Genomic DNA, 21703 nt, shown 5'->3' with positions numbered 1-21703 from the left:
GGCTAGGAGGCGCCGTCGGCCCGAAGGGGGAAGACGTTGGGGCGGGCGCCGTCCAGCAGGGTGCCGAGGACCGCGCCGATCTTGTCCGCCGGCATCGGCTTGAAGAAGTGGTAGCCCTGGGCCGCGGTGCAGCCCAGCTCGGCCAGCGCCAACCGCTGCTCGGCGGTCTCCACCCCCTCGGCAACCACCCGTAGTCCCAGCTCGTGCGCGAGACCGACGGTGGTCCGTACGATGGCCGCCGCCTCCGGCGAGTCGGCCATCCGGATCACGAAGGAGCGGTCCACCTTCAGCTCGTCGACCGCGATCCGGGTGAGGAACGTCAGCGACGAGAAGCCGGTGCCGAAGTCGTCCACCGCCAGCTGCACGCCCATCGACCGCAGGGTCGCCAGCACCTCGTCGATGACCTCCAGCTCGCTCATCACCACCGTCTCGGTGATCTCCAGCACCAGCCGGTGCGCCGGCACCTGGTGGCGGCGCAGGGCCTCGGCGATCTCACCGGGCAGGCGAGGGTCCAGCAGGCTGCGCGCGGAGAGGTTCACCGAGATCGGGACGTCCAGCCCCTCCCGGGCCCAGTCGGCGGCGATCGCGAGCGCCTTGTCCAGCACGTACCGGGTGAACGTGCCGAGCTGCTCGCTGTTCTCCACCGGCCGGATGAACTCGACCGGGCTGAGCCAGCCCCGGCGCGGGTGCCGCCAACGGATCAACGCCTCGACCCCGGTCGGCGCCCCGGTGGCCAGGTCGACCGCCGGCTGCAACGCCAGGACGAGCTGATCGTCCACCTCGAGCGCCTCCCGCAGCTCGGCGAGCAGGGCGAGCTGGTCGGTGCTCGCCGCGTCGCGGGTGCTGTCGTACGCGGCGACGTTGCCGCCGCCCTCCTTCGCCTGGTACATCGCGATGTCGGCGCGGCGCAGCAGCTCGGTCAGGTCGGCGGCGCCCGCGTCGGCCACCACCACGCCGACGGAGACCTCGACGGACATCCGCACCCCGGCGACCTCGGTGGGCGCGGCCAGCCGTTCGGCGATCTCGCGGGCCTGACGCAGGGCGTACGCCATCGGGGCGTTCCGGTCGCCGACCACCGGGACCGACGTCAGCAACAGCGCGAACTCGTCGCCACCGAGCCGGCCGAGGAGGTCACCGGGGCGGGCGAGCGCGCCCAGCCGGTTCGCGGTGAGCCGCAGCAGCTGGTCGCCGGCGACGTGCCCGAGGGTGTCGTTGACCTCCTTGAACTGGTCGATGTCGAGCAGCAGCAGGGCCACCGGGTGGTCGTGCGCGAGCTGCCGCAGCGTCTGATCCCCCCGGCTGAGCAGGGCCACCCGGTTGGCCAGGCCGGTGAGCGGGTCGTGCACCGCCTCGTACGAGGATCGCGCGGTGACCTGGCGCAGCTCGCGGTGCGTCGCCGCGTCGTGCAGCGCGGCGGCGAGCGCGTCACCGAAGGCCGCCACCGCGTCCCGGTCACGCCCCGCGGGCGGCGCCGACCGCGGGAAGCGGACCCGCAGCCGCCCGACCGGTAGGTCGCCGACGGTGAGCGGGCGGACGAGCTCGTGCTCCTCGGGCTCCGCGGGCCCGGGTTCGGCGACTTCCCGGTCGACCAGACCACCGGCCGCGTCGCCGCGGTAGCGCCACCAGCTCCCGTCGGCACGAGCCACGTCGACGTCGACGAGCTCGGCGTGGAAGAGGGCGAGCGCACCGGCGACCGCCGCGCCGGCCACCCCGCGCTCGTCGAGCTGGTTGAGGGCGGCGGTGGACTCGGCGAACGTGCGCCAGGTGCGGCGCTCCTGATCGGCCCGGAGCCGGTGCCGGTAGGTCTGCTGGAGCAGCCAGAGCGGCGGCGGGAGCAGCAGCAGCCAGCGCGCGTCGATGTGCAGGAGCACCACCACGACCAGGCCGACCGCCACGTTGCCGACGAACATCAGCAGCTTGCCGCGGAGCGCGGCGAGCAGCGGGGGCCCGATCGGCACGCCGTGCCGCAGGCCGAGCGTGACCCCGCTGAGCCAGGCGGTGACGAGCAGGTAGGTGACCGCGCCGGCGATCATGACGGCGGCGAGCCCCGGCGTGGGGGCGGCGAGCAGCGGGTGCCCGAGGGCGGTGGTGACCGCCACGGCGAGCGCGGCGGCGGCGGAGAGCGACGCCGCGATCCGGACGGTCTCCAGCACCGGCCGCCGCTCACCGAACGCCGACAGCGCCGACCAGGCGAGTCCGGCGCCGACCAGGGTGGCGGACGGGATCCAACCGGCGGGCACCAGGTGGAGGCAGATGATCAGGGCTGCCTCGCCCCAGGTGATGCTGACCATGCCGGCGGGGGCGCGGAAGCGCAGCCGGGCCAGCTGGGCGAGGGCGAGGACGGCGACCGCGATGCCGTAGCGGGCGGGCGCGGGTAGCGGATCGTCGGCGGGCAGCCGGTGCGGCAGCGTCAGGCCGACCACCGCGGCCACCAGGGCGGTCAGGGTGACCGCCGCGGTCAGCACGAGCACCCGGGGCGGGTTGCCGCGCAGCCCGAGCCGGTCGGCCTGCTCGCCGGCCCGATCGGAGGTCACCGACCCGCTCCACGGGCTTGCGGGCACGCCGTACGACGGGCAGCCGCTGCTGTGACGGTCATCGGCGCCCCCTCCCGCGCACGGTTCGGGGACGCGTGGTCCCCCCGGCGAGAGGCTAAGCCAAACCCGGTGGCCGCAACAGGGGTCGACCGCCGGGTTCGGCGTGATTCACGCTCGGACTACCCGTTTCGGCGCTGCTGGTGGCCGGTGGGGGCCTCCGGGGATGAATCCTGTTCCTCACTCCCGTCCGTCGGATCGACGGCCACCGCGTCCGCTCTGCCCGGGTCGCCCGCCGGGCCCTGGTGCGGGAACCGATCGGGCAGCCGGCGCAGCCGGGTGTTCATGTTGCGGATCAGCAGGACGGTGGCGGTGCCCAGCACCAGGATGAGGAGAAGACCCATCGGGCCGGCCAGGCCACCCGTGCGGGTGTCCCCGAAGTTGTTCTCCGCGAGCACCTGGGCAGCGGTCAGCATGGCGTTCCTCCGATGTGCGGTTGCCCACCAGCGTAGCGCCGCCCCAGATCAGCGGGCATGGGCCGTCTCGCGTACGCCGGCGAAGAGGTCCGACTCGGGCAGCGGGCTCTCCACCAGCGAGCGCGCGAGGTGGAAGTCCTCGGTCGGCCAGGCACGCTGCTGGATCTCCATGGGCACCCGGAAGAAGAAGCCGTCCGGGTCGACCTGGGTGGCGTGGGCGCGCAGCGCGTCGTCGCGGACCGGGAAGTACTGCGCCGCGTCCACCCGCGTGGTGATCTCGGGGCGCTGGTCGTCCGGGTTCTCCTCCCAGCGCTTGAGCCAGTCCTGGTAGGGCGACTCCAGCCCGGCGGCGAGCACGGCCTCGTGCAGCGCCATGATCTTCGGCTTGGAGAAGCCGATGTCGTAGTAGAGCTTGAGCGGCTGCCAGGGCTCGCCCAGTTCGGGGTAACGCTCGGCGTCACCCGCGGCGTCGAAGGCGGCGACGCTGATCTTGTGGCACATGATGTGGTCGGGGTGCGGGTAGCCGCCCCGCTCGTCGTACGTGGTGACCACGTGCGGGCGGAACTCGCGCATCAGCCGCACCAGCGGGCCCGCGGCCACCTCGACGTCCTGGAGCGCGAAGCAGCCCTGGGGCAGCGGCGGCAGTGGTTCGCCCTCGGGGAGCCCCGAGTCGACGAAGCCGAGCCAGGCCTGCTCGACGCCGAGGATCGCCCGTGCCGCATCCATCTCGCCGCGGCGGATCTCCGCGATGTTGGCCCACACGTCGGGCTGGTCGAGCTTCGGATTGAGCACGCTGCCGCGCTCACCCCCGGTGCAGGTCGCGACGAGGACCTCCACGCCCTCGGCGACGTACTTGGCCATGGTGGCGGCACCCTTGCTGGACTCGTCGTCCGGGTGCGCGTGGACGGCCATGAGGCGTAGCTGTTCTGCCAACGTCGGCACTCCTCGTCTGGGTCGGCCGGTCGGCCCGCGGCCGCTGACCTGCCATGATCCTCCGCCCGATGACCACCGGACGGTCACCTCCGGCGGCCGACCTGCCATGCTTGACACCGGGCCGGGCTGGGAGGATGGACTGAGCCCATTCTTGCTGATGCCACTGACAACGACGCCAGGAGATACCCGCCGGTGAGCGAGACGCACACCACAGTTGCACCGGAAGCCCCGGTGTTCCCCGCGGGGCGGTACGGCCGCCGCCGCGACCCGGGCCGCCGCCGCTCGAAGGTTCCGGCCGTCGCGGCGCTGGTCGTCCTGCTGGTCGCGCTCAGCGTGATCTCGGTACGGCTCTACCGTCAGTACGGCGATCCGAACTATGACGCCCAGGTCATTACATACACGGACATAACTGACAATCAGCTACGGCTCGACTTCCGGGTGACCGTACCGTCCGGCGGATCGGCGGACTGCCTGTTGCGCGCCCGCGACCGGGCCGGCAACGAGGTGGCCCGCGAGCAGACCACCGTCACCGCGGCGCCCGGCGAACGGCACGTCACCGTCCAGCATCAGATGAAGACCACCGGACGCGCCTTCATCGGCGAGGTGCTGCGCTGCCGCCCGGCGGCCTGACCCACCCCGCCGACCCCGGGCCGACGACCAGCGGCGGAGCGCACCGCCGACCCGGCGAAGCCACTGCCTGACCAGCCCGGACGCGGCGATCGGGCGGGCGCGGCGGCGGGCCGGCAGCCCCCTGCGGGGGACCATCCACCGGTGGTGTTCGTCGCCACCTCGTGTCGTATCGCACTGGTAACTTGGAGATTCACCTGTCGTCCAGCCCCGCACAACTGAGGAGATCGCCTGTGTCCACTGGCAACGAGGCGCCCGCCACCTGGCTGTCGCAGGACGCTTACGACCGGCTCCAGGCCGAACTCGACGAGATGATCGCCAACCGCCCGGTCATCGCCGCCGAGATCAACGCCCGGCGCGAGGAGGGCGACCTGCGCGAGAACGGCGGCTACCACGCCGCCCGCGAGGAGCAGGGCAAGGCCGAGGGGCGCATCCGCTACCTCCAGGAGCTGCTGCGCACCGCGAAGGTCGGCGAGGCGCCCTCCGCCGACGCGGTGACGCCCGGCATGGTGGTGACGATCTACTTCGACGACGACAAGGACGACACCGAGACGTTCCTGCTCGGCTCCCGCGAGATCGCGTCCACCACCGACCTGACCGTCTACAGTCCGGAGTCGGCGCTCGGCAAGGCCATCCTCGGTGGACGCGCCGGGCAGACCTGCACCTACACGGCGCCCAGCGGGGCCGACATCAAGGTGACGGTGGTCAAGTTCGAGCCGTTCGGCGGCTGACGCCGGGGCCCGGCCGGCCCTCTGCACCGTCCTGCGAGGCGTGACACCGACCGGTGTCACGCCTCGCCGGTACGGACCACCCGAGGCTCACGCCTCGCCGGCGAACACCACCTGGTAACCGCTCGCCCGCAGCGCGCTGATCAGAGTGTCCGAATGCTCCACCCCGCGGGTCTCCACCGAGAGCGCCACCTCCACCTCGCCGAGGTGCAGGTGCGGATGGGCCCGCTGGTGCACCACGTCCACCACGTTCGCCCGATGCTCGGCGATCTCACCGAGCAGCGAGGCGAGCTGACCGGGACGGTCCGAGCAGCGCACCGTGAAGCGCAGGTAGCGGCCCGCGGCGGCCAGCCCGTGCTCGATCACCCGCAGCATCAGCAGCGGGTCGATGTTGCCGCCCGAAAGCACCGCGACCACCGGCGTCTCCACCTGCACCACACCGGCCAGCAACGCCGCCACGCCGACCGCACCGGCCGGCTCGACCACCTGCTTGCCGCGTTCGAGCAGCATCAGCAGCGCCCGGGAGATGTCCTCCTCGGAGACCGTGACCACCTCGTCCACCAGCTTGCGCACGTGCGTGAAGGTGAGGTCACCGGGCCGACCCACAGCGATGCCGTCGGCGATGGTGCTGAACGCCGGCAGCCGCACCGGCTCCCCCGCGACCAGCGAGGGCGGGTATGCCGCCGCGCCGGTCGCCTGCACGCCGATCACCCGGACGTCCGGACGCAGCGCCTTGGCGGCCACCGCGATCCCCGAGACCAGCCCGCCCCCGCCGACCCCGGTGATGATCGTCTTGACGTCCGGGCACTGCTCGAGGATCTCCAGCGCCACCGTGCCCTGGCCGGCGATCACGTCCCGGTGGTCGAACGGGTGGATGAACACCGCCCCGGTCCGCTCGGCGAACGTCTGCGCCGCCACCAACGACTCGTCGACCGTGTTGCCGATCAGCTCGACCTGCGCCCCGTACCCCTTGGTGGCCGCCACCTTCGGCAGCGGCGCGTTCACCGGCATGAAGACGGTGGCGTGCGTACCCACCAGGCCGGCGGCGAGCGCCACCCCCTGGGCGTGGTTGCCGGCGCTCGCCGCGACCACGCCCCGGGCGCGCTCCTCCCCGGACAGCCGGGAGATCCGGACGAACGCGCCACGCACCTTGTACGACCCGGCCCGCTGCAGGTTCTCGCACTTGAGCCAGGCCGGCCCGCCGAGCGCGGCGCTCAGCGGCCGGGAGGGCTCCAGCGGGGTGGTGCGGGTGACGCCGGCGAGTAGTTCCCGCGCGGCCCGTACGTCGGAGAGACCGACCAGTTCCGTCATGCCCCGATCGTGCCACCCGCCGGTTCGGCCACCGGCGGCGACGCCCTCCAAGGTCGGCGCCGCCGACGCGGTCAGACGATCATGCGACGGCGGGTGACCCGGTGCCGACCCGAGGGTAGCCGGGGGCGTGCCGGGGCCACGGCGCCGCCATCTCGAACTGCCCGGCGACGCCCAGCAGCAGCAGCTCCGAGCCGGGCGGCCCGACCAGCTGCACGGCGACCGGCAGGCCGTCCGGACGGCGCCCCACCGGCACCACGATCGACGGCAGGCCGGCGATGTTCCAGGGCGCGGCGAACGGGGCGTACCGGATGTTGGCCGTCATGTTGGCCCGCCAGGAGCGCGACGACCAGCCGACCGCCTCCGGCGGCGGGGCGGCGAGCGCCGGGGTGAGCAGCAGGTCGATCGAATGGTCGCTGAAGAAGCCGACGGAGCGGACCCGCCAGGCAGCCCGATCGGCCTCCCGCACGTACCCGCGCCGCTGCGCCCACTCACCGAGCGCGACGTGCCGGCGACTGCGCCGCTGCAGGCTGCGTCGGTCGACCCCGGTGGCCCGCACGTCGGCGGCGGCCGCCGCGAACCAGGTGGCGATCCCCTGGAGACCGAGCCGGGTCGGGTAGACCGGGTCGGCCGGCACGGTGTCGTGACCGGCGGCGGCGAGCAACCGCCCCGCGGCGGCGACGGCGTCCCGGTTCGGCGCGTCCGGCGACACACCGCGCACCGGCGAGCGGAGCGAGACGCCGACACGCAGCCGCTGCGGCGGCACCAGCTTCTCCGGACGTCGCCCGGCCAGCACCGAGAAGCCCACCGCCGCGTCGGCGACGGTGGTGGTCAGCACGCCGTGCTCGGCGAGCCCGAACCAGTCGTCCGCGCCGAGCTGGGACGGGATCACCCCGCGACCGGGCTTGAGCCCGACCAGCCCGCAGCAGGCGGCCGGGATGCGGATCGAGCCGAGGCCGTCGTTGCCGTGCGCCATCGGCACCAGCCCCGCCGCGACTGCCGCCGCCGCGCCACCCGAGGAGCCGCCCGGAGTGCGCCGGGTGTCCCACGGGTTGCGGGTCACCGCCGTCTCGTCGTCGGTCAGCGCCCAGAGGCCGAGCTCCGGCATCCGGGTCACCCCGAGGATCACCGCGCCGGCGCCGCGCAGCCGGCGGACCACCTCGTGGTCGGCCTCGGCCACCGGCGTACGCACCGCCGCCGACCCGTTCCAGGTGGGCAGCCCGGCGACCGGGGTGTTCTCCTTGACCGCCACCGGCACCCCGGCCAGCGGAAGGTTGGCGAGATCCTCCTGCTCGTCGACCTTCTCCGCCTCGGTGATCGCCTCCCCGCCGCGCAGGGTGCGGAACGCGGCGAGGTCGGCGTCGGCGCGGGCGATGTGGTCGAGGTGGTCCGCGACGACCTGGGTGGCGGAGACATCACCCCGCCGTACGCCCCGGGCGACCTGCTTGGCGGTCGCCCCGACCCAGGTCGGCATGATGTCCTGCACGGCCACCCTCCCCAGCCAGCGGTCAGCCCAGCGCCTGCTCCAGATCGGCGAGCAGGTCGTCGACCGTCTCGATGCCGACAGACAGTCGCACGAGATCGCCGGGAACTTCAAGCGGTGAGCCGGCAGCACTTGCGTGTGTCATCCGGCCCGGGTGCTCGATCAGCGACTCCACCCCGCCGAGCGACTCGGCGAGCACGAACAGCTTGGCCCGGTTGCAGATCTCGACGGCGTGTTCCTCGCCCCCGGCCGCCCGGAACGAGATCATGCCGCCGAACCGGCGCATCTGCTTCGCCGCGACCTCGTGGCCCGGGTGCGACGGCAGCCCCGGGTAGATCACCTGCGCCACCTGCGCGTGCCCGTCGAGGTACGCGGCGAGCCGCTCCGCGTTGTCGCAGTGCCGGTCCATCCGTACCCCGAGGGTCTTGATGCCGCGCAGGGTGAGCCAGGCGTCGAACGGCCCGTTGACGGCGCCCATCGCGTTCTGGTGGTAGCGCAGCTCCTCGCCCAGCCCGGCGTCGGCGGTGATCAGCGCGCCGCCGACCACGTCGGAGTGCCCGCCGATGTACTTCGTCGTCGAGTGCACCACCACGTCGGCGCCGAGCGCGATCGGCTGCTGCAGGTACGGCGAGGCGAACGTGTTGTCCACGACCAGCAGCGCCCCCGCGTCGTGCGCGACGGCGGCCAGGGCGGCGATGTCGGCGATGCCGAGCAGCGGATTGGTGGGCGTCTCCACCCAGACGAGCTTGGTGCTGCCCGGGCGGATCGCGGCCCGGACCGCGTCCGGGTCGGTGACCTTGGCCGGCGTGAACTCCACGCCCCAGCGCTGCATCACCCGGGCGAAGAGGCGGTACGTGCCGCCGTACGCGTCGTCGGGGATCACCACGTGGTCACCGGGCGCGCAGGTGGTGCGCAGGAGCGTGTCCTCGGCCGCGAGGCCGCTGGCGAAGGCGAGTCCGACCTGGCCCCCCTCCAGCGCCGCCAGGCAGTCCTGGAGCGCGTCCCGGGTCGGGTTGCCGGAGCGGCTGTACTCGTAGCCGAGCCGCGGCGCGCCGACCGCGTCCTGCGCGTACGTGCTGGTCTGATAGATGGGTGGGATCACCGCGCCGGTGCGGGCCTCGGGGTCCTGGCCGGCGTGGATGGCGAGCGTCTCGAAGCCGTGACTCATTCCCGTGACGTTAGTCCGCCGGCCCCGCCGACCGGGCGCAACCCGGGGTGCGTCGCGCCGACACGCTGTCGTAGAGGTCGGCGATAATGGCGCGGTGACCTCGACCGCCCTCCCCTCCCGGCTGATCGGTGCGGCCGACCGCATTCCGGCCTCGCTCGCGGAGCTGTCCGGTCCCGAACACGGCCGGGTCGAGCTTCCGGTTCGACTAGCCTGGTCTGGGCCGACCGATTTCGATGTCAGTGACCCGCGCGAGCGACTGACGCTCTATTGCCTCTTGCTCGACTGCGGTCAATACGGCGACATCATCCGCTACGTCAATCCCGACCTGCTACGTCGGGACTGGCCACGGGTGCGTCGCCTGACCGCCCGGCGATTGATCTCGCTCTGGGAGCGGCGGCTGCCCGATCTCGCCGCCGCGTGATGGATGCTCTGCACCGTCGGCTGGTCGAGATCGGCTTCGCGGCCGGCGACGATCTCGGTCTGATGCTGGCCGGCGGTTACGCGATGTGCGCGCACGAACTGCTGGACCGGCCGTCGCAGGACGTCGGCTTCGCTACCGCGAGCGCTCTCTCTCTGCGAGTGGTGGTGGACCGTCTCGCGGCCGCCTTCGCCGCCGCCGGTTTCACCGCCCGGATCATCGAGGCCACCCCGCGGATGGCGCGGTTGGTGGTCTCCGACGGTGCGAGCACGTGTGAGGTGGACCTGCTCAAGGAGGCGCTCGGCCCGCCCGCACGGTTGAACATCGGTCCGGTCCTCTCGTTCGAGGACGCGGTCGGGCTCAAAATGCGGGCGTTGCACGACCGAGCAGCTCACCGGGACTTCATCGACGTCCGCGCCGCGAACGCACGACTCGCCTGGACCGAGTTGGAACGGCTGGGCGCGCGCCACACCGCAGGATTCTCGATCGAGGAACTGGCGGACCGGCTTGGCGGCGTCGACGAGCGGGACGAGCGGGGGTTCCGGTCCTACGGCCTCACAGATCTCGACACGGAGCAGCTCAAGAGCTGGGCGCGGTGCTGGGAGGCCGACATCAGAGGGCGACTGGCGAGCGGGGAGACCGGGCCGGTCGGAGTGCCCGACGACGGGTGGGACGCGTACCTCGACCCGGCCTGAGCGCACCGGCGACACCGGCATAGCCTGGCCGCATGGCGGGGTGCGTGTTCTGTGGAATCGTGGCAGGTGAGGCGCCCGCGATCCGGGTGACCGACGAGGCCGACGGGGTGGCCTTCCTGGACACCCGACCGGTGTTCAAGGGGCACGTGCTGGTGGTGCCGCGTGCCCACCTGGTGACGCTCGCCGACCTGCCGCCGGAGTCCCTGCCCGGCTACTTCGCCCTCGTCCGGCGGCTCGCGGTGGCGGTCGAGGCCGGTCTGGGCGCCGGTGGGACCTTCGTGGCGATCAACACCAAGGTGTCCCAGTCGGTCCCGCACCTGCACACCCACGTGGTGCCCCGGACCAAGGGCGACGGCCTGCGCGGCTTCTTCTGGCCCCGCACCCGCTACACCGACGACGCCGAGGCGCAGGGGTACGCCGACCGGATCACCGCCGCGCTCGCCACCGGGTGAGCCGGGGAGCACAGCCGGGATCGCCGCTGGGGGAGCCGGGAGCGCAAGCCGGGAACGCCGCCGGGTGAGCCGGGGCGCAACGGGTAAGGATGGGGAACCCCGCGGTGTTGCACGGGCTGGGAAAGCCAAGAGAGGAGTCCCACTGTGTTCCTTCGCCGCATGAAGGCCGAGATGATCTCCGCCGACCAGGCTCTGCCGGGCCGCCTGATCGCGATGCCGGTGGCCGACCGGCATGAGGTCCTCGGCACTCCGCTGAAGGGCCCCTTCCCCGAGGGCAGCCAGGTCGCCGTCTTCGGTATGGGGTGCTTCTGGGGAGCCGAGCGGCTGTTCTGGACCCTGCCCGGCGTCATCACCACCTCCGCCGGCTACGCGGGCGGCTACACGCCGAACCCGACGTACGAGGAGGTCTGTTCCGGCAGGACCGGGCACGCCGAGGCGGTCGAGGTGGTCTACGACCCCTCGAAGATCACCTACGAGGACCTACTGAAGGTCTTCTGGGAGAACCACGACCCGACCCAGGGCATGCGCCAGGGCAACGACGTCGGCACCCAGTACCGGTCGGCGATCTACGCGACCACGGACGAGCAGCTGGCCACCGCGATCGCCTCCCGCGACGCGTTCGCGCCGATCGTGGCCCGCGCCGGCAAGGGTGAGATCACCACCGAGATCGACAGGCTCGGCAGCTACTACTTCGCCGAGGACTACCACCAGCAGTACCTGGCGCCGACGAAGAACCCGAACGGCTACTGCAACCACGGCCCGAACGGGCTGAGCTGCCCGGTGGGCGTGGCGAAGACCGCCTGACCTCCGAACCCCTGGCGTGGGTCCACGGATCCGCGCCAGGGCCGTCGGACGTCGCGCCGGAGGCCGAGAGCTCGCCCACGTGGACTCGGGACGGACCGCACCACCGCTGCCACGCCGACATCGACGTGACATTTTCCGCCCGAGGTGTCGCATCGGCCCGACGCCGTTCGTAGCGACGATGGGGCGAACGGAGGGTCCGCCCGGGGCGAGGGAGCAGACATGGCCGAGTACCTCATCTACTTCAACCAGCAGTGGGTGGGTGACCACACCGAGGAGTGGTTTCGCGGGCGCGGGCCACTCGCCAAGGCGGTCGTTGACGAGATCAAGGCAGCCGGGGAGTACGTGTTCGCCGGGGGCCTGGAAGAGGACGCCCCCGTCTTCAGTGCCGACGCCACGAGCGGCACGTTGCTGGTCACCGACGGGCCCTACGTCGAAACCAAGGAGTGGCTGGGCGGGCTGACCGTGGTGGACGTGGCCGACGAGGAAACGGCCCGGATGTGGGCCGGCAAGCTGGCGGAAGCCTGCGGCTGGCCCCAGGAGGTCCGACGGTTCGGGCAGCAGCCCGCAACCCGGTGATGAGTTCAGTGCCGGCTGAGGCGTCCCGCCCGGCCGTTCCCCGCCGTCCGCGGCCTCGCGCCGGGGGCGGCGCGCATTCCCGGCCGGCATGTGATCGAAATCCGTTGCCGGGTCACGCGACGACTGGATAGCGTGGCGGTACACGGGAAAGGAGGTGGTCCAGACTTGTATAGCAATCGGACTCGTGAGGTGGCTGTCCGCTAGCCGCTGTCCTCGACAGTGATCCCGTCCGCCGCGAGGCGGACACAGGCAACATCGTCGAGACCGTGTGGCAGCGGTGCGGCGAAACCACGACAGCCACCCGACCCCCGGGGTGCCGGCCAAAGTCCAGCCGGCCCGCGCGAGAGCGCGGACACCCCGGGGGTCGCTTCATACCGGCGGCAGCCGGACGACCCGCCGGAGGTCACCGTGTCGATGCGCGAGCTGGTGGTGCTCGGGACGGCCAGCCAGGCGCCGACACGGGCGCGCAACCACAACGGGTACGTGCTGCGCTGGGACGACGAGGTGATCCTCTTCGACCCGGGCGAGGGCAGCCAGCGGCAGTTGCTGCACACCACGGTGACTGCGACCGACCTGACCCGGATCTGCGTCACCCACTTCCACGGCGACCACTGCCTGGGGCTGCCCGGCACCATCCAGCGGCTCTCCCTGGACCGCGTGCCGCACCCGGTGGCGGTGCACTTCCCGGCCGGTGGGGCCGAGTACTTCGCCCGGCTGCGGTACGCCACCAGCTTCTACGAGACCGCCGAACTGCGGGTCGAGCCGATCGAGGCCGACGGGCAGCGGATCGAGCTGCGCCGCGGCACGCTGGAGGCCCGCCGGCTGCGCCACCCCATCGAGACGTACGGCTACCGGCTGATCGAGCCGGACGGCTGCCGGATGCTGCCGGAGAAGCTGGCCGCGTACGGCATCGCCGGTCCGGCGGTCGGGGAGCTGATCCGCGTCGGCCACCTGGACCGGGACGGTCGCCGCGTCACGCGGGACGAGGTCAGCGTGCCCCGGCCGGGGCAGCGGTTCGCCTTCGTGATGGACACCGGCCTCTGCGACGCCGTGTACGCCCTGGCCGAGCAGGCCGACCTGCTCGTCATCGAGTCGACCTTCCTGGAGTCGGAGGCCGCGCTCGCCGCCGAGGTCGGCCACCTCACCGCGGGCCAGGCCGCGCGGGTGGCGACCGAGTCGGGCGTACGCCGGTTGGTGCTCACCCACTTCTCCCAGCGCTACGCCGACCCACGCCGGTTCCTCGACGAGGCGCGGGCGCACTTCGACGGCGAGCTGGTGATCGCCGAGGACCTCACCACCGTCCAGGTCCCTCCCCGCCGCGGGTAGCCTCGGCCGGGTGACCGTCACACTCCGCCCGGCGACCGCCGACGACCTGATGGGCGTCGGCGCGCTGCACCAGCGCTCCCGGGTCGCCGCGTACTCCTCGTTCCTGCCGGCGGAGGCGCTGGCCGAGCCGACGGCCGAGGCGATGGGGCGCTACTGGGTCGAGCGGTGGGGCTGGGAGCGGGACGACCACCTGATGACCGTCGCCGAGCGGGACGGCGAGCTCGTCGGCTTCACCTACCTGGGCCCGGACGACGAGGGCGACCCGGCCACCGGGCTGCTCAACGCCATCCACCTCGACCCGGTTGAGCGGGGCCGCGGGACGGGCCGGGAGCTGATGATCGACGCGCTGGCCACCATGCGCAAGTGCGGCCGGCGGCAGGCGGCGCTCTGGGTCCTCACGGAGAACGCCCCCGCCCAGCGCTTCTACGAGCGCGGTGGCTGGTCACCGACCGGCGTCGAGCGGGAGGAGCTGATCGGCGCCGCGATCACGGGTCAGCTCCGGTACGCCCGCCCGCTCTAGCCACGAAGATCCGCGCAACATCAGGGATGTAGGTGCCTCCGCTCGCCGTGAGGCGACTACTTCCCCGACGTTGCGCGGATCGTTCGTGCCGCGAGTCGTCGTACCGGTCAGCGGGCGCCGAGGTGGGCGAGCAGATCCTGCCGGGTCAGCACGCCCTTCGGCTTGCCGTCGACCAGCACCAGCGCGGCGTCGGACTTCTCCAACAGGTTGACCGCCTCGCTCACCGGCTGCCCGCCGCCGATCATCGGCAGCGGCGCGGCCATGTGCCGCTCGATCGTGTCGTGCAGGTGCGCCTGGCCGGTGAAGAGCGCGTCCAGCAGGTCCTTCTCGGCGATCGAGCCAGCCACCTCACCGGTGACGACCGGCGGCTCGGCCTTGAGCACCGGCAGCTGGGAGACGCCGTACTCGCGCATGTAGTCGATCGCGTCGCGGACCGTCTCGGTCGGGTGCACGTGCACCAGCTCGGGCAGGGCCCCCGGCTTGCTCGCCAGCGCGTCCGCCACGGTCGGCTCGGCGCCGGAGTTGTCCAGGAAGCCGTACCGGGCCATCCACGTGTCGTTGAAGATCTTGGACAGGTAGCCCCGACCCCCGTCGGGCAGGAGCACCACGACCACGTCGTCGGGGCCGGCCTTGCGGGCCACCTCCAGCGCCGCCACCACGGCCATGCCGCAGGAGCCACCGACGAGCAGCCCCTCCTCGCGGGCCAGTCGGCGGGTCATCTCGAACGAGGCCTTGTCGGAGACCTCGACGATCTCGTCAGCGATGCCCCGGTCGTACGTCTCCGGCCAGAAGTCCTCACCAACCCCCTCGACGAGGTACGGCCGGCCGGTGCCGCCCGAGTAGACCGAGCCCTCCGGGTCGGCGCCGACCACCCGCACCCGCCCCTCGGAGGCCTCCTTCAGGTAGCGGCCGATGCCCGAGATGGTGCCGCCGGTGCCCACCCCGGCGACGAAGTGGGTGATCCGGCCCTCGGTCTGCTGCCACACCTCCGGGCCGGTGCTCTCGTAGTGCGACCGCGGGTTGGCCGGGTTGCTGTACTGGTCGGGCTTCCACGCGCCCGGGATCTCCCGGGCCAGCCGGTTGGAGACGTTGTAGTAGGAGCGCGGGTCCTCCGGGGCGACAGCGGTCGGGCAGACGACGACCTCGGCGCCGTACGCCCGCAGCACGTCCTGCTTGTCCTGGCTGACCTTGTCCGGGCAGACGAAGACGCAGCGGTAGCCCTTCAGCTGGGCCACGAGGGCGAGCCCGACACCGGTGTTGCCGCTGGTCGGCTCGACGATCGTGCCGCCCGGCTTGAGCAGCCCGGCCGCCTCCGCGTCCTCCACCATCCGCAGCGCGATGCGGTCCTTCACCGAGCCACCCGGGTTGAGGTACTCCACCTTCGCCAGCACCGTGGCCCGGATGCCCTCGGTGACGTTGCGCAGGCGCACCAGCGGGGTGTTGCCGATCATGTCGACGACGTTGTCGTAGTACTGCACCTAGATGTTCCTTCTCCTCGGCGCCGGCGTCGGGGCGGCCGGGCAGCTGGGCGGATTCCCAGCGCCCAGGGTACGTGCCGTCAGGGCACCACATGCCCAGGGATGACCTGGCTACGCCGCGTCTCCCACTCCAGGAACCGCTCCGTCTCGGCCAGCACGCTGCCGGCCAGCCAGGCGACCAGGACCGCGTCGTCGGCCAGCCCGAGGACCGCCAGCGGGATCTCCGGAACCAGGTCGATCGGCGAGGCGATGTACGCCGTGGCGGCGGCCATCAGTGCCAGCCGGAGACCGCCGTCGTACTCCCGCCGGGCGGTCGCCCGGATCATCCGGGGCAGCGCGCCCAGCCGGGCACCCAGCGACGGGCCGCCGCGCGCTCCGCTCGCCAGGGCCCGCGCCAGGGCCGCGAAGGCCGCGCTCCGCTTCAATGTCTTCGCCATCCTCGTGCTCCTTCCCGCGAGCAGCATGCCGCCCCGACGCAAGGGCCCGGCGCGGCGCCGCCGTCCGGTGGCTCCCGCACAGGAGGTACCCCCGAAGGGTCGTACCCGCCCCACACCGTCTGCCCGCACGACGACAGCGCTCTGTCGGGGCGGCGCGATACTGTCGCGGTATGGGGGTGGCTGGCTCCGTCGTACCGGTTCGTCCGCGCTGGCAGCGCGCGCGGCAGATCGCCCGCATCACGGCGATCGGCACGGGCGCCACAGCGGCGGCCGTGGTCGCCACCGCCGGAGTGCTCCTCGGTCAGGCCCGTCAGGCCCGCCGCACCATCCCGATGGCCGAGGCGCCGCCACCGCGCATCGACGGCGTCTACGGCGCGAAGTTCCCCGGGCCGCCGCTCACCATGGTGGTCCTCGGTGACTCCTCGGCCGCCGGCTACGGCGTGCACCGCCGCCGGGAGACGCCCGGCGCGCTGCTCGCCACCGGCCTGTCCCGCCGGACCCGGCGGCAGGTGCGGTTGCGTCGCTTCGCCGTGGTCGGGGCGATCTCGGCCGGCCTGAAACACCAGGTCGACGCCGCGCTGGAGTGCCAGCCCGACATCGCGGTGATCCTCATCGGCGGCAACGACGTCACCAACCGCACCCCGCCCGCGCTGGCCGTGCGCTACCTGGTCGAGGCCGTCCACACGCTGCGCGCCGCCGGCTGCGAGGTGGTCGTGGGCACCTGCCCGGATCTCGGGGCGATCCAGCCCATCCAGCCGCCGCTGCGCTGGCTGGCGCGACGGTGGAGCCGGCAGCTCGCCGCCGCGCAGACGGTCGCCGTCGTCGAGGCGGGTGGCCGGACGGTCTCCCTCGGCGACCTGCTCGGTCCCCGGTTCGCCGCCGAGCCGGCCCGGATGTTCGCCTGGGACCGGTTCCACCCCTCGGCCGAGGGCTACGCCGTGGCCGCTGCCGCGATGTTGCCGACGGTGCTCTCGGCGCTCGGCGTCGGGCAGGAGCAGCGGGCAGCGGCGGTCCTCGCTCGGGGCGTACGGTCACTGCCGGAGGCCGCGCAGGAGGCGGCCCGGCACGCCGGCACGGAGGTCAGCGGCGCCCAGGTCCGCGGTCGCGACCGTGGGCCGGCCGGTCGCTGGGCGCAGCTGCGCCGGCGGGCCTTCTTCGGGGTCGGCGCAATGCCGCAGTCCGGTCCCGCCTCGGACTCACCCACCGTGGAGGGACTGGCATGAGCGAGCGACAGCGAGCGAATCGGGACCTCGCCACGAGGCTCGCCGGCCGGCTCGGCCGCGCGGCACTTCTCACCCTGGTCGCGGGCACGGTGGGCGGCGCCGCCGTGCTGGCCGGCGAGGCGTTCGTCGCTCGGCACCGGCGCTACGCCGAGCCCGAACTCGGGCTTGCCCTGCGCGCCACGATCGGTCGGAACGGCGCGCCGCCGCTGCGGCTGGTCCTGCTCGGCGACTCGTCGGCGCTGGGCGTCGGCGTCGACCGGCTCGACGACACGATCGGCGGCCAACTGGCCAACCTGCTCACCGAGGGGCCCACCGGGCGGTTGGTGCACCTCTCCAGCGTCGGGGTCAGCGGCTCCCGCTCGACCGACCTCGCCACCCAGGTCGCCCGGGCCCTGCTCGGCAGGCGGCCCGACGTGGCGCTGATCCTCATCGGGGCGAACGACGCCACGGGGCTGCGCCGGCCCGCCGATGCGGCCGCGTACCTGGCCGCGGCCGTGCACCGGCTGCGCGAGGCGGGGGTGGAGGTCGTGGTCGGCACCTGCCCGGATCTCGGCGCGGTCCGGGCCATCGCACCGCCGCTGCGGCAGGTGGTCGGCTGGTCGGGGCGGCGGATCGCCCGCGCCCAGACGGCCGCCGTGCTGGATGCCGGCGGCACAGTGGTCGACCTGGCCACCGAGACCGGGCCGGTTTTCCGGGCCGACGCGGGGACGCTCTGCCACGACGGCTACCACCCCTCGGCGGACGGTTACCGGGTCTGGGCGCACGCGCTGCTGCCGGCGGTCGCCGCGGCTGCGGCGGTCGCCTCACCGCACTGACCGGTAGTGACATTTCTCGTTGCGTCGGCGACTTCCACCCGAAGTTACCGACGGGTTAGCGTTGCCCCATGCCGACTGAGTCGTCCCGCGACGCCGTCATCGTCGCCACCGCCCGCTCCCCCATCGGCCGGGCCCACAAGGGATCCCTGCGTGAGGTACGCCCGGACGACCTGGCCGCCACCATCGTCCAGGCCGCCCTCGACAAGCTCCCCGAACTCGACCCGGGTGAGATCGACGACCTCTACCTCGGCTGCGGCCTCCCCGGCGGCGAGCAGGGCTTCAACATGGCCCGGGTGGTCGCCACCCTGATGGGCCTGGACGGCCTGCCCGGCGCCACCCTCACCCGCTACTGCGCCTCGTCGTTGCAGACCACCCGGATGGCCATGCACGCGATCCGGGCCGGTGAGGGCGACGTCTTCGTCTCCGCGGGCGTGGAGACCGTCTCCCGGTACGCCCGGGGCAACTCCGACGGCCTGCCGCCGCAGGCGCAGGCGCTGGTCGGTGGCGGCTGGGAGAACCCGCGCTTCGCCGCCGCCCGCGAGCGGTCGAAGGCCCGCGCCCAGGGCGACGCCGAGGTCTGGACCGACCCGCGCGACTCCGGCGAGCTGCCCGACATCTACCTCGCCATGGGGCAGACCGCGGAGAACCTGGCCCAGGTGTACGACGTGACCCGCGCCGACATGGACGAGTTCGGGGTACGCAGCCAGAACCTCGCCGAGAAGGCGATCGCGGACGGCTTCTGGGCGCGGGAGATCACCCCGGTGACCACTCCGGACGGCACGGTGGTCAGCACCGACGACGGCCCGCGCGCCGGGGTCACCCTGGAGGGGGTGGCCGGGTTGAAGCCGGTGTTCCGGCCGGACGGGCGGATCACCGCCGGCAACTGCTGCCCGCTCAACGACGGCGCCGCGGCTGTCGTGGTGATGAGCGCTCAGCGTGCCCGGGACCTGGGCATCACGCCGCTGGCCCGGATCGTCTCCACGGGTGTCACCGCGCTCTCCCCGGAGATCATGGGCCTCGGTCCGGTGGAGGCGTCCCGGCAGGCGCTCGAACGGGCCGGGATGACCATCGGCGACGTCGACCTGGTCGAGATCAACGAGGCGTTCGCCGCCCAGGTGATCCCCTCGTACCGGGAACTGGACATCCCGCTCGAGAAGTTGAACGTGATGGGCGGCGCGATCGCCGTCGGCCACCCGTTCGGCATGACCGGCGCCCGGATCACCGGCACCCTCCTCAACGCCCTCGAGTGGCACGACAAGACCATCGGCTTGGAGACGATGTGCGTCGGCGGAGGTCAGGGCATGGCCATGGTGATCGAGCGGCTCGGCTGAGCCGGGCTCCGCGGCCCGGGGCGCCGTACACCGGCGGGCGCGGCGAGGGTCAGAGCGCGCTGCGGGTCGCCGTCACCTCGGCGGCGGCCCCGGCGAGCACCTCGGGTGCCGCACCGGCCGCGATGAGGTCCGCGGCGACCACCCGGAGCTGGTCGGTCAGGGCCAGGTCGTTCGTCAGCCTGGGCACCGTACGACGTGGCTCGCCCTCGGCGTCGGCCGCGAGGTTGGCGATCTCCTGCACCAGCCGGTGCACGGCGTCCGCGCGGGAGACGTTGCCGGTGGCCCCGGTCGCCGCCCACCGGGGCTGCTCCCAGTGCCCGACCTGGCGGACCAGCAGCTGTACCGCCTGTTCCAGTTCCGCTGCGCTCACCGTGCCGAGTCTACGGACCGGCCCGGGGCGCGACGGCGGGCGTCGCCGGGTTCAGCGGCGCAGGTAGCTGAGCAGCCGCAGCAGCTGCCAGTAGAGGAAGACCAAGCCGGTGAGCAGTCCGAACGCGCAGAGCCATGCGTACCGGCGGGGGCGACCGGCGCGGACCGAACGCTCGATGAGGTCGAAGTCGAGGATGAAACTGAAGGCGCCCGCGATGATCGCGATGATGGCGAAGCCGTACGCCCAGCCGCCGACCTCGCCGGTGAGGCTGTAGACGACCAGGCCCTGCCGGCCCGTGACCAGGTAGACCACCAGGTTCACCAGGCCGATCGCGACGATGCCGAGCAGGGTGCCGATGACCAGGCGCGCCAGCCGGGGCGTGGCCCGGATCAGCCGCGCCCGGTAGAGCAACGCCATGCCGAGGAAGACACCGAACGTCCCGGCCACCGCCATCGCGACGATGCCCGGGTAGACCAGCTCGAACGCCCGGCTCGCCACGCCGAGCAGGAGGCCCTCGATCACCGCGTACACGACCATGGGTACCGGGTTGGTGATGGCGCGCAGGGAGATGACCAGGGCCAGCACGATCGCCGCCAGGGCGGTGCCGGCGAGCGCGGCCGGCACCCAGACCGCCTGCGGCACGAAGATCCAGGAGATCAGCGCGGTGGCGCCGGTGAGCAGGAGCAGCCCGACGGTACGGACCACCACGTCGTCGACGGTCATCTCGTCCGCGACGCCGAACACCGGGCCCGAGAGCCGCGTGGTCTCGTCGACCCGGTTCAGTACCGGGTTGCTGCTGCGCACCGCGTCACCCCCTCGCCGCCGTACCCCTCGCAGTCACTGTGCACCGGCGGGTCCGACGGCGGCGGGAAAACCACCTCCCTGCCCCCGAAGAACGGGCGTTACCCGGTGCTCGGCAATCGCGAGCGCCGCCGCCCGCGGCGGATCAGCACCCAGGCAACCGCAGCGGTTCAGCACGTCCCGGCGGGACGGGGCCGAACACGACGGCGCCCGCCCCGCGGTGCGGGAACGGGCGCCGGTCGAACGCGGGCGGACGAGGGTCAGTCGTCGCCTTGGAAGTAGCTGAGCAGGCGCAGAAGCTCCAGGTAGAGCCAGACCAGGCTGACCAGGATGCCGAAGGCGGCGACCCAGGAGTAGCGCTGCGGCAGGCCCATCCGGACGCCGTCCTCGACCTCCTTGAAGCTGAGCACGAAGCTCAGCGCGGCGACCACGATGCAGATCAGGCTGAAACCGATGGCCAGCTTGCTGCCGTCCCGCAGGTGGGTGTTGACGCCGAAGAGCGCCAGCACCAGGTTGATCAGCATCACCGCGAAGAGGCCGGCCATCACGGCGACCAGGCCCTTGACGAACGCCGGGGTGGCCCGGATGACCCGCGCCTTGTAGAGCATCGCCATCACGAAGAAGACACCGAAGCTGGCGACCACGGCCTGGAGCACGATGCCGTCGTACGACCGCTCGAAGGCCTTGCTCACCATGCCGACGAAGATGCCCTCGACGACGGCGTAGGTGACCACCAGCGCCGGGTTCGCCATCCGGGAGAACGAGATGATCAGGCCCAGGACCAAGCCGACCACCGCGGCGCCGATCCAGGCCACGCCGACCAGCGCGTCGGGCACGAGCACCCAGGCGGCCGCGGCGGAGACACCGAGGATGCCGAGGAGGGTGACGGTCTTGACCACCACGTCGTCGATGGACATGGGCGTCACGGTGGGCGGTGCCGCCGGGTAACCCGCGGGGTATCCGGCCTGGCTCGGGTACTGCTGGGGAACGCCGGGCGCGCCGTACGGCCCGGGCGGAGCGTACCCGGCGGAGCGCTCGCGCTCGGCCGCCTGGCCGAGCCGGGCGAGCACCGGGTTCGAGGTCTTCACTGTCTGGCCTCCCTCAGGGGGTCGTCATGCACGTGAACGCGCACACACAAGAGTAAACCGCCAGGCCCATCCGTGGAGATCATCGATCGGAAGAGGGGGCGGGATGTGTCGGTGC

23 protein-coding genes are annotated in these 21703 nt (G+C 72.8%); 12 read left to right on the top strand and 11 right to left on the bottom strand.

Features of this window, described 5'->3' with window-relative positions; genetic code table 11:
* Positions 1–2 precede the first annotated feature (2 nt).
* The 3 genes from E1211_RS14765 to mca form a co-directional block, all read right to left on the bottom strand.
* A complete protein-coding gene (locus E1211_RS14765) occupies positions 3–2534 on the bottom strand; it encodes a bifunctional diguanylate cyclase/phosphodiesterase (RefSeq protein WP_132349384.1) in 2532 nt (843 codons plus the stop codon).
* A 179-nt stretch (positions 2535–2713) separates the two neighbouring features.
* The gene (locus tag E1211_RS14760) at positions 2714–3007 is read right to left on the bottom strand and encodes a hypothetical protein (protein ID WP_132349382.1); all 294 of its coding nucleotides are present in this window, start codon (positions 3005–3007) and stop codon (positions 2714–2716) included.
* 48 nt (positions 3008–3055) lie between these two features.
* The gene (mca, locus tag E1211_RS14755) at positions 3056–3940 is read right to left on the bottom strand and encodes a mycothiol conjugate amidase Mca (RefSeq protein WP_132349380.1); all 885 of its coding nucleotides are present in this window, start codon (positions 3938–3940) and stop codon (positions 3056–3058) included.
* A gap of 192 nt (positions 3941–4132) precedes the next feature.
* On the opposite strand from mca, the gene E1211_RS14750 reads away from it, so the two are divergent.
* Together E1211_RS14750 and greA are read left to right on the top strand one after the other, a co-directional pair.
* Complete coding sequence (locus E1211_RS14750) at positions 4133–4570, top strand: DUF4307 domain-containing protein (RefSeq protein WP_132349378.1); 438 nt, start codon at positions 4133–4135, stop codon at positions 4568–4570.
* Between the two features lie 230 nt (positions 4571–4800).
* Positions 4801–5298, top strand: a complete 498-nt coding sequence (gene greA / locus E1211_RS14745) for a transcription elongation factor GreA (protein WP_132349376.1) — start codon at positions 4801–4803, stop codon at positions 5296–5298.
* 87 nt (positions 5299–5385) lie between these two features.
* Here the strand turns inward: greA and ilvA are convergent, their stop codons facing one another.
* The 3 genes from ilvA to E1211_RS14730 all read right to left on the bottom strand — a co-directional run bounded on the left by ilvA (position 5386) and on the right by E1211_RS14730 (position 9254).
* Entirely contained in the window at positions 5386–6606 is a 1221-nt protein-coding gene (gene ilvA / locus E1211_RS14740; RefSeq protein WP_132349374.1) for a threonine ammonia-lyase, read from the bottom strand.
* 79 nt (positions 6607–6685) lie between these two features.
* Positions 6686–8095 carry an amidase gene (locus E1211_RS14735; RefSeq protein WP_132349372.1) on the bottom strand — a complete coding sequence of 470 codons (1410 nt, stop codon included), beginning with the start codon at positions 8093–8095 and terminating at the stop codon, positions 6686–6688.
* Between the two features lie 16 nt (positions 8096–8111).
* A complete protein-coding gene (locus tag E1211_RS14730; RefSeq protein ID WP_132349370.1) occupies positions 8112–9254 on the bottom strand; it encodes a cystathionine gamma-synthase in 1143 nt (380 codons plus the stop codon).
* 94 nt (positions 9255–9348) lie between these two features.
* On the opposite strand from E1211_RS14730, the gene E1211_RS14725 reads away from it, so the two are divergent.
* From E1211_RS14725 to E1211_RS14695, 7 genes are all read left to right on the top strand, one after another.
* Positions 9349–9675, top strand: a complete 327-nt coding sequence (locus E1211_RS14725; RefSeq protein WP_132349368.1) for a hypothetical protein — start codon at positions 9349–9351, stop codon at positions 9673–9675.
* Complete coding sequence (locus tag E1211_RS14720) at positions 9675–10367, top strand: nucleotidyl transferase AbiEii/AbiGii toxin family protein (protein WP_132349366.1); 693 nt, start codon at positions 9675–9677, stop codon at positions 10365–10367. Before E1211_RS14725 ends, E1211_RS14720 begins: the two co-directional genes overlap by 1 nt.
* Positions 10368–10399: 32 nt before the next feature.
* Positions 10400–10819: an HIT family protein gene (locus E1211_RS14715; protein WP_132349364.1), complete on the top strand. Its 420-nt coding sequence runs from the start codon at positions 10400–10402 to the stop codon at positions 10817–10819.
* 144 nt (positions 10820–10963) lie between these two features.
* Positions 10964–11623, top strand: a complete 660-nt coding sequence (gene msrA / locus E1211_RS14710) for a peptide-methionine (S)-S-oxide reductase MsrA (RefSeq protein ID WP_132349362.1) — start codon at positions 10964–10966, stop codon at positions 11621–11623.
* Positions 11624–11842: 219 nt separating this feature from the next.
* Positions 11843–12199 carry a YciI family protein gene (locus E1211_RS14705; RefSeq protein WP_132349360.1) on the top strand — a complete coding sequence of 119 codons (357 nt, stop codon included), beginning with the start codon at positions 11843–11845 and terminating at the stop codon, positions 12197–12199.
* 408 nt (positions 12200–12607) lie between these two features.
* Entirely contained in the window at positions 12608–13525 is a 918-nt protein-coding gene (locus tag E1211_RS14700) for a ribonuclease Z (RefSeq protein ID WP_132349359.1), read from the top strand.
* A gap of 10 nt (positions 13526–13535) precedes the next feature.
* Positions 13536–14045 (top strand): GNAT family N-acetyltransferase, encoded by a 510-nt coding sequence (locus E1211_RS14695; RefSeq protein ID WP_132349357.1) that lies wholly within the window; start codon positions 13536–13538, stop codon positions 14043–14045.
* A 107-nt stretch (positions 14046–14152) separates the two neighbouring features.
* Here E1211_RS14695 and E1211_RS14690 read toward each other — a convergent pair whose 3' ends face one another.
* Together E1211_RS14690 and E1211_RS14685 are read right to left on the bottom strand one after the other, a co-directional pair.
* Positions 14153–15523: a cystathionine beta-synthase gene (locus E1211_RS14690; RefSeq protein ID WP_132349355.1), complete on the bottom strand. Its 1371-nt coding sequence runs from the start codon at positions 15521–15523 to the stop codon at positions 14153–14155.
* An 80-nt stretch (positions 15524–15603) separates the two neighbouring features.
* Positions 15604–15960, bottom strand: coding sequence for a YkvA family protein (locus tag E1211_RS14685; RefSeq protein ID WP_132349353.1), 357 nt, complete (start codon positions 15958–15960; stop codon positions 15604–15606).
* A gap of 170 nt (positions 15961–16130) precedes the next feature.
* Here E1211_RS14685 and E1211_RS14680 point away from each other — a divergent pair, with 170 nt between their 5' ends.
* The 3 genes from E1211_RS14680 (at position 16131) to E1211_RS14670 (ending at position 19329) form a co-directional block, all read left to right on the top strand.
* A complete protein-coding gene (locus E1211_RS14680) occupies positions 16131–17183 on the top strand; it encodes an SGNH/GDSL hydrolase family protein (protein WP_132349351.1) in 1053 nt (350 codons plus the stop codon).
* Positions 17180–17998, top strand: a complete 819-nt coding sequence (locus tag E1211_RS14675) for an SGNH/GDSL hydrolase family protein (RefSeq protein ID WP_132349349.1) — start codon at positions 17180–17182, stop codon at positions 17996–17998. Before E1211_RS14680 ends, E1211_RS14675 begins: the two co-directional genes overlap by 4 nt.
* 68 nt (positions 17999–18066) lie before the next feature.
* Positions 18067–19329, top strand: a complete 1263-nt coding sequence (locus E1211_RS14670; protein ID WP_132349347.1) for an acetyl-CoA C-acetyltransferase — start codon at positions 18067–18069, stop codon at positions 19327–19329.
* Between the two features lie 49 nt (positions 19330–19378).
* Here the strand turns inward: E1211_RS14670 and E1211_RS14665 are convergent, their stop codons facing one another.
* The 3 genes from E1211_RS14665 to E1211_RS14655 form a co-directional block, all read right to left on the bottom strand.
* Positions 19379–19699 (bottom strand): hypothetical protein, encoded by a 321-nt coding sequence (locus tag E1211_RS14665; RefSeq protein WP_132349345.1) that lies wholly within the window; start codon positions 19697–19699, stop codon positions 19379–19381.
* A 51-nt stretch (positions 19700–19750) separates the two neighbouring features.
* The gene (locus E1211_RS14660; protein WP_132349343.1) at positions 19751–20503 is read right to left on the bottom strand and encodes a Bax inhibitor-1/YccA family protein; all 753 of its coding nucleotides are present in this window, start codon (positions 20501–20503) and stop codon (positions 19751–19753) included.
* 257 nt (positions 20504–20760) lie between these two features.
* Positions 20761–21588 carry a Bax inhibitor-1/YccA family protein gene (locus E1211_RS14655; RefSeq protein WP_132349341.1) on the bottom strand — a complete coding sequence of 276 codons (828 nt, stop codon included), beginning with the start codon at positions 21586–21588 and terminating at the stop codon, positions 20761–20763.
* Between the last annotated feature and the right edge of the window lie 115 nt (positions 21589–21703).

Origin of the sequence: Micromonospora sp. 15K316, from assembly GCF_004348525.1 — a bacterium.
Lineage (GTDB): Bacteria > Actinomycetota > Actinomycetes > Mycobacteriales > Micromonosporaceae > Micromonospora.
Note: the sequence above shows the minus strand (reverse complement) of the source record. Positions and strands in the feature narration are given on the sequence as shown.

Excerpts from the sequence above, each read along its gene's own strand:
- E1211_RS14705 (WP_132349360.1), top strand. The coding sequence starts at position 11,843 with ATGGCCGAGTACCTCATCTACTTCAACCAGCAGTGGGTGGGTGACCAC.
- ilvA (WP_132349374.1), bottom strand. The coding sequence starts at position 6,606 with ATGACGGAACTGGTCGGTCTCTCCGACGTACGGGCCGCGCGGGAACTA.
- E1211_RS14760 (WP_132349382.1), bottom strand. The coding sequence starts at position 3,007 with ATGCTGACCGCTGCCCAGGTGCTCGCGGAGAACAACTTCGGGGACACC.
- E1211_RS14685 (WP_132349353.1), bottom strand. The coding sequence starts at position 15,960 with ATGGCGAAGACATTGAAGCGGAGCGCGGCCTTCGCGGCCCTGGCGCGG.
- E1211_RS14670 (WP_132349347.1), top strand. The coding sequence starts at position 18,067 with ATGCCGACTGAGTCGTCCCGCGACGCCGTCATCGTCGCCACCGCCCGC.
- E1211_RS14675 (WP_132349349.1), top strand. The coding sequence starts at position 17,180 with ATGAGCGAGCGACAGCGAGCGAATCGGGACCTCGCCACGAGGCTCGCC.
- E1211_RS14680 (WP_132349351.1), top strand. The coding sequence starts at position 16,131 with ATGGGGGTGGCTGGCTCCGTCGTACCGGTTCGTCCGCGCTGGCAGCGC.
- E1211_RS14715 (WP_132349364.1), top strand. The coding sequence starts at position 10,400 with ATGGCGGGGTGCGTGTTCTGTGGAATCGTGGCAGGTGAGGCGCCCGCG.
- E1211_RS14730 (WP_132349370.1), bottom strand. The coding sequence starts at position 9,254 with ATGAGTCACGGCTTCGAGACGCTCGCCATCCACGCCGGCCAGGACCCC.
- E1211_RS14720 (WP_132349366.1), top strand. The coding sequence starts at position 9,675 with ATGGATGCTCTGCACCGTCGGCTGGTCGAGATCGGCTTCGCGGCCGGC.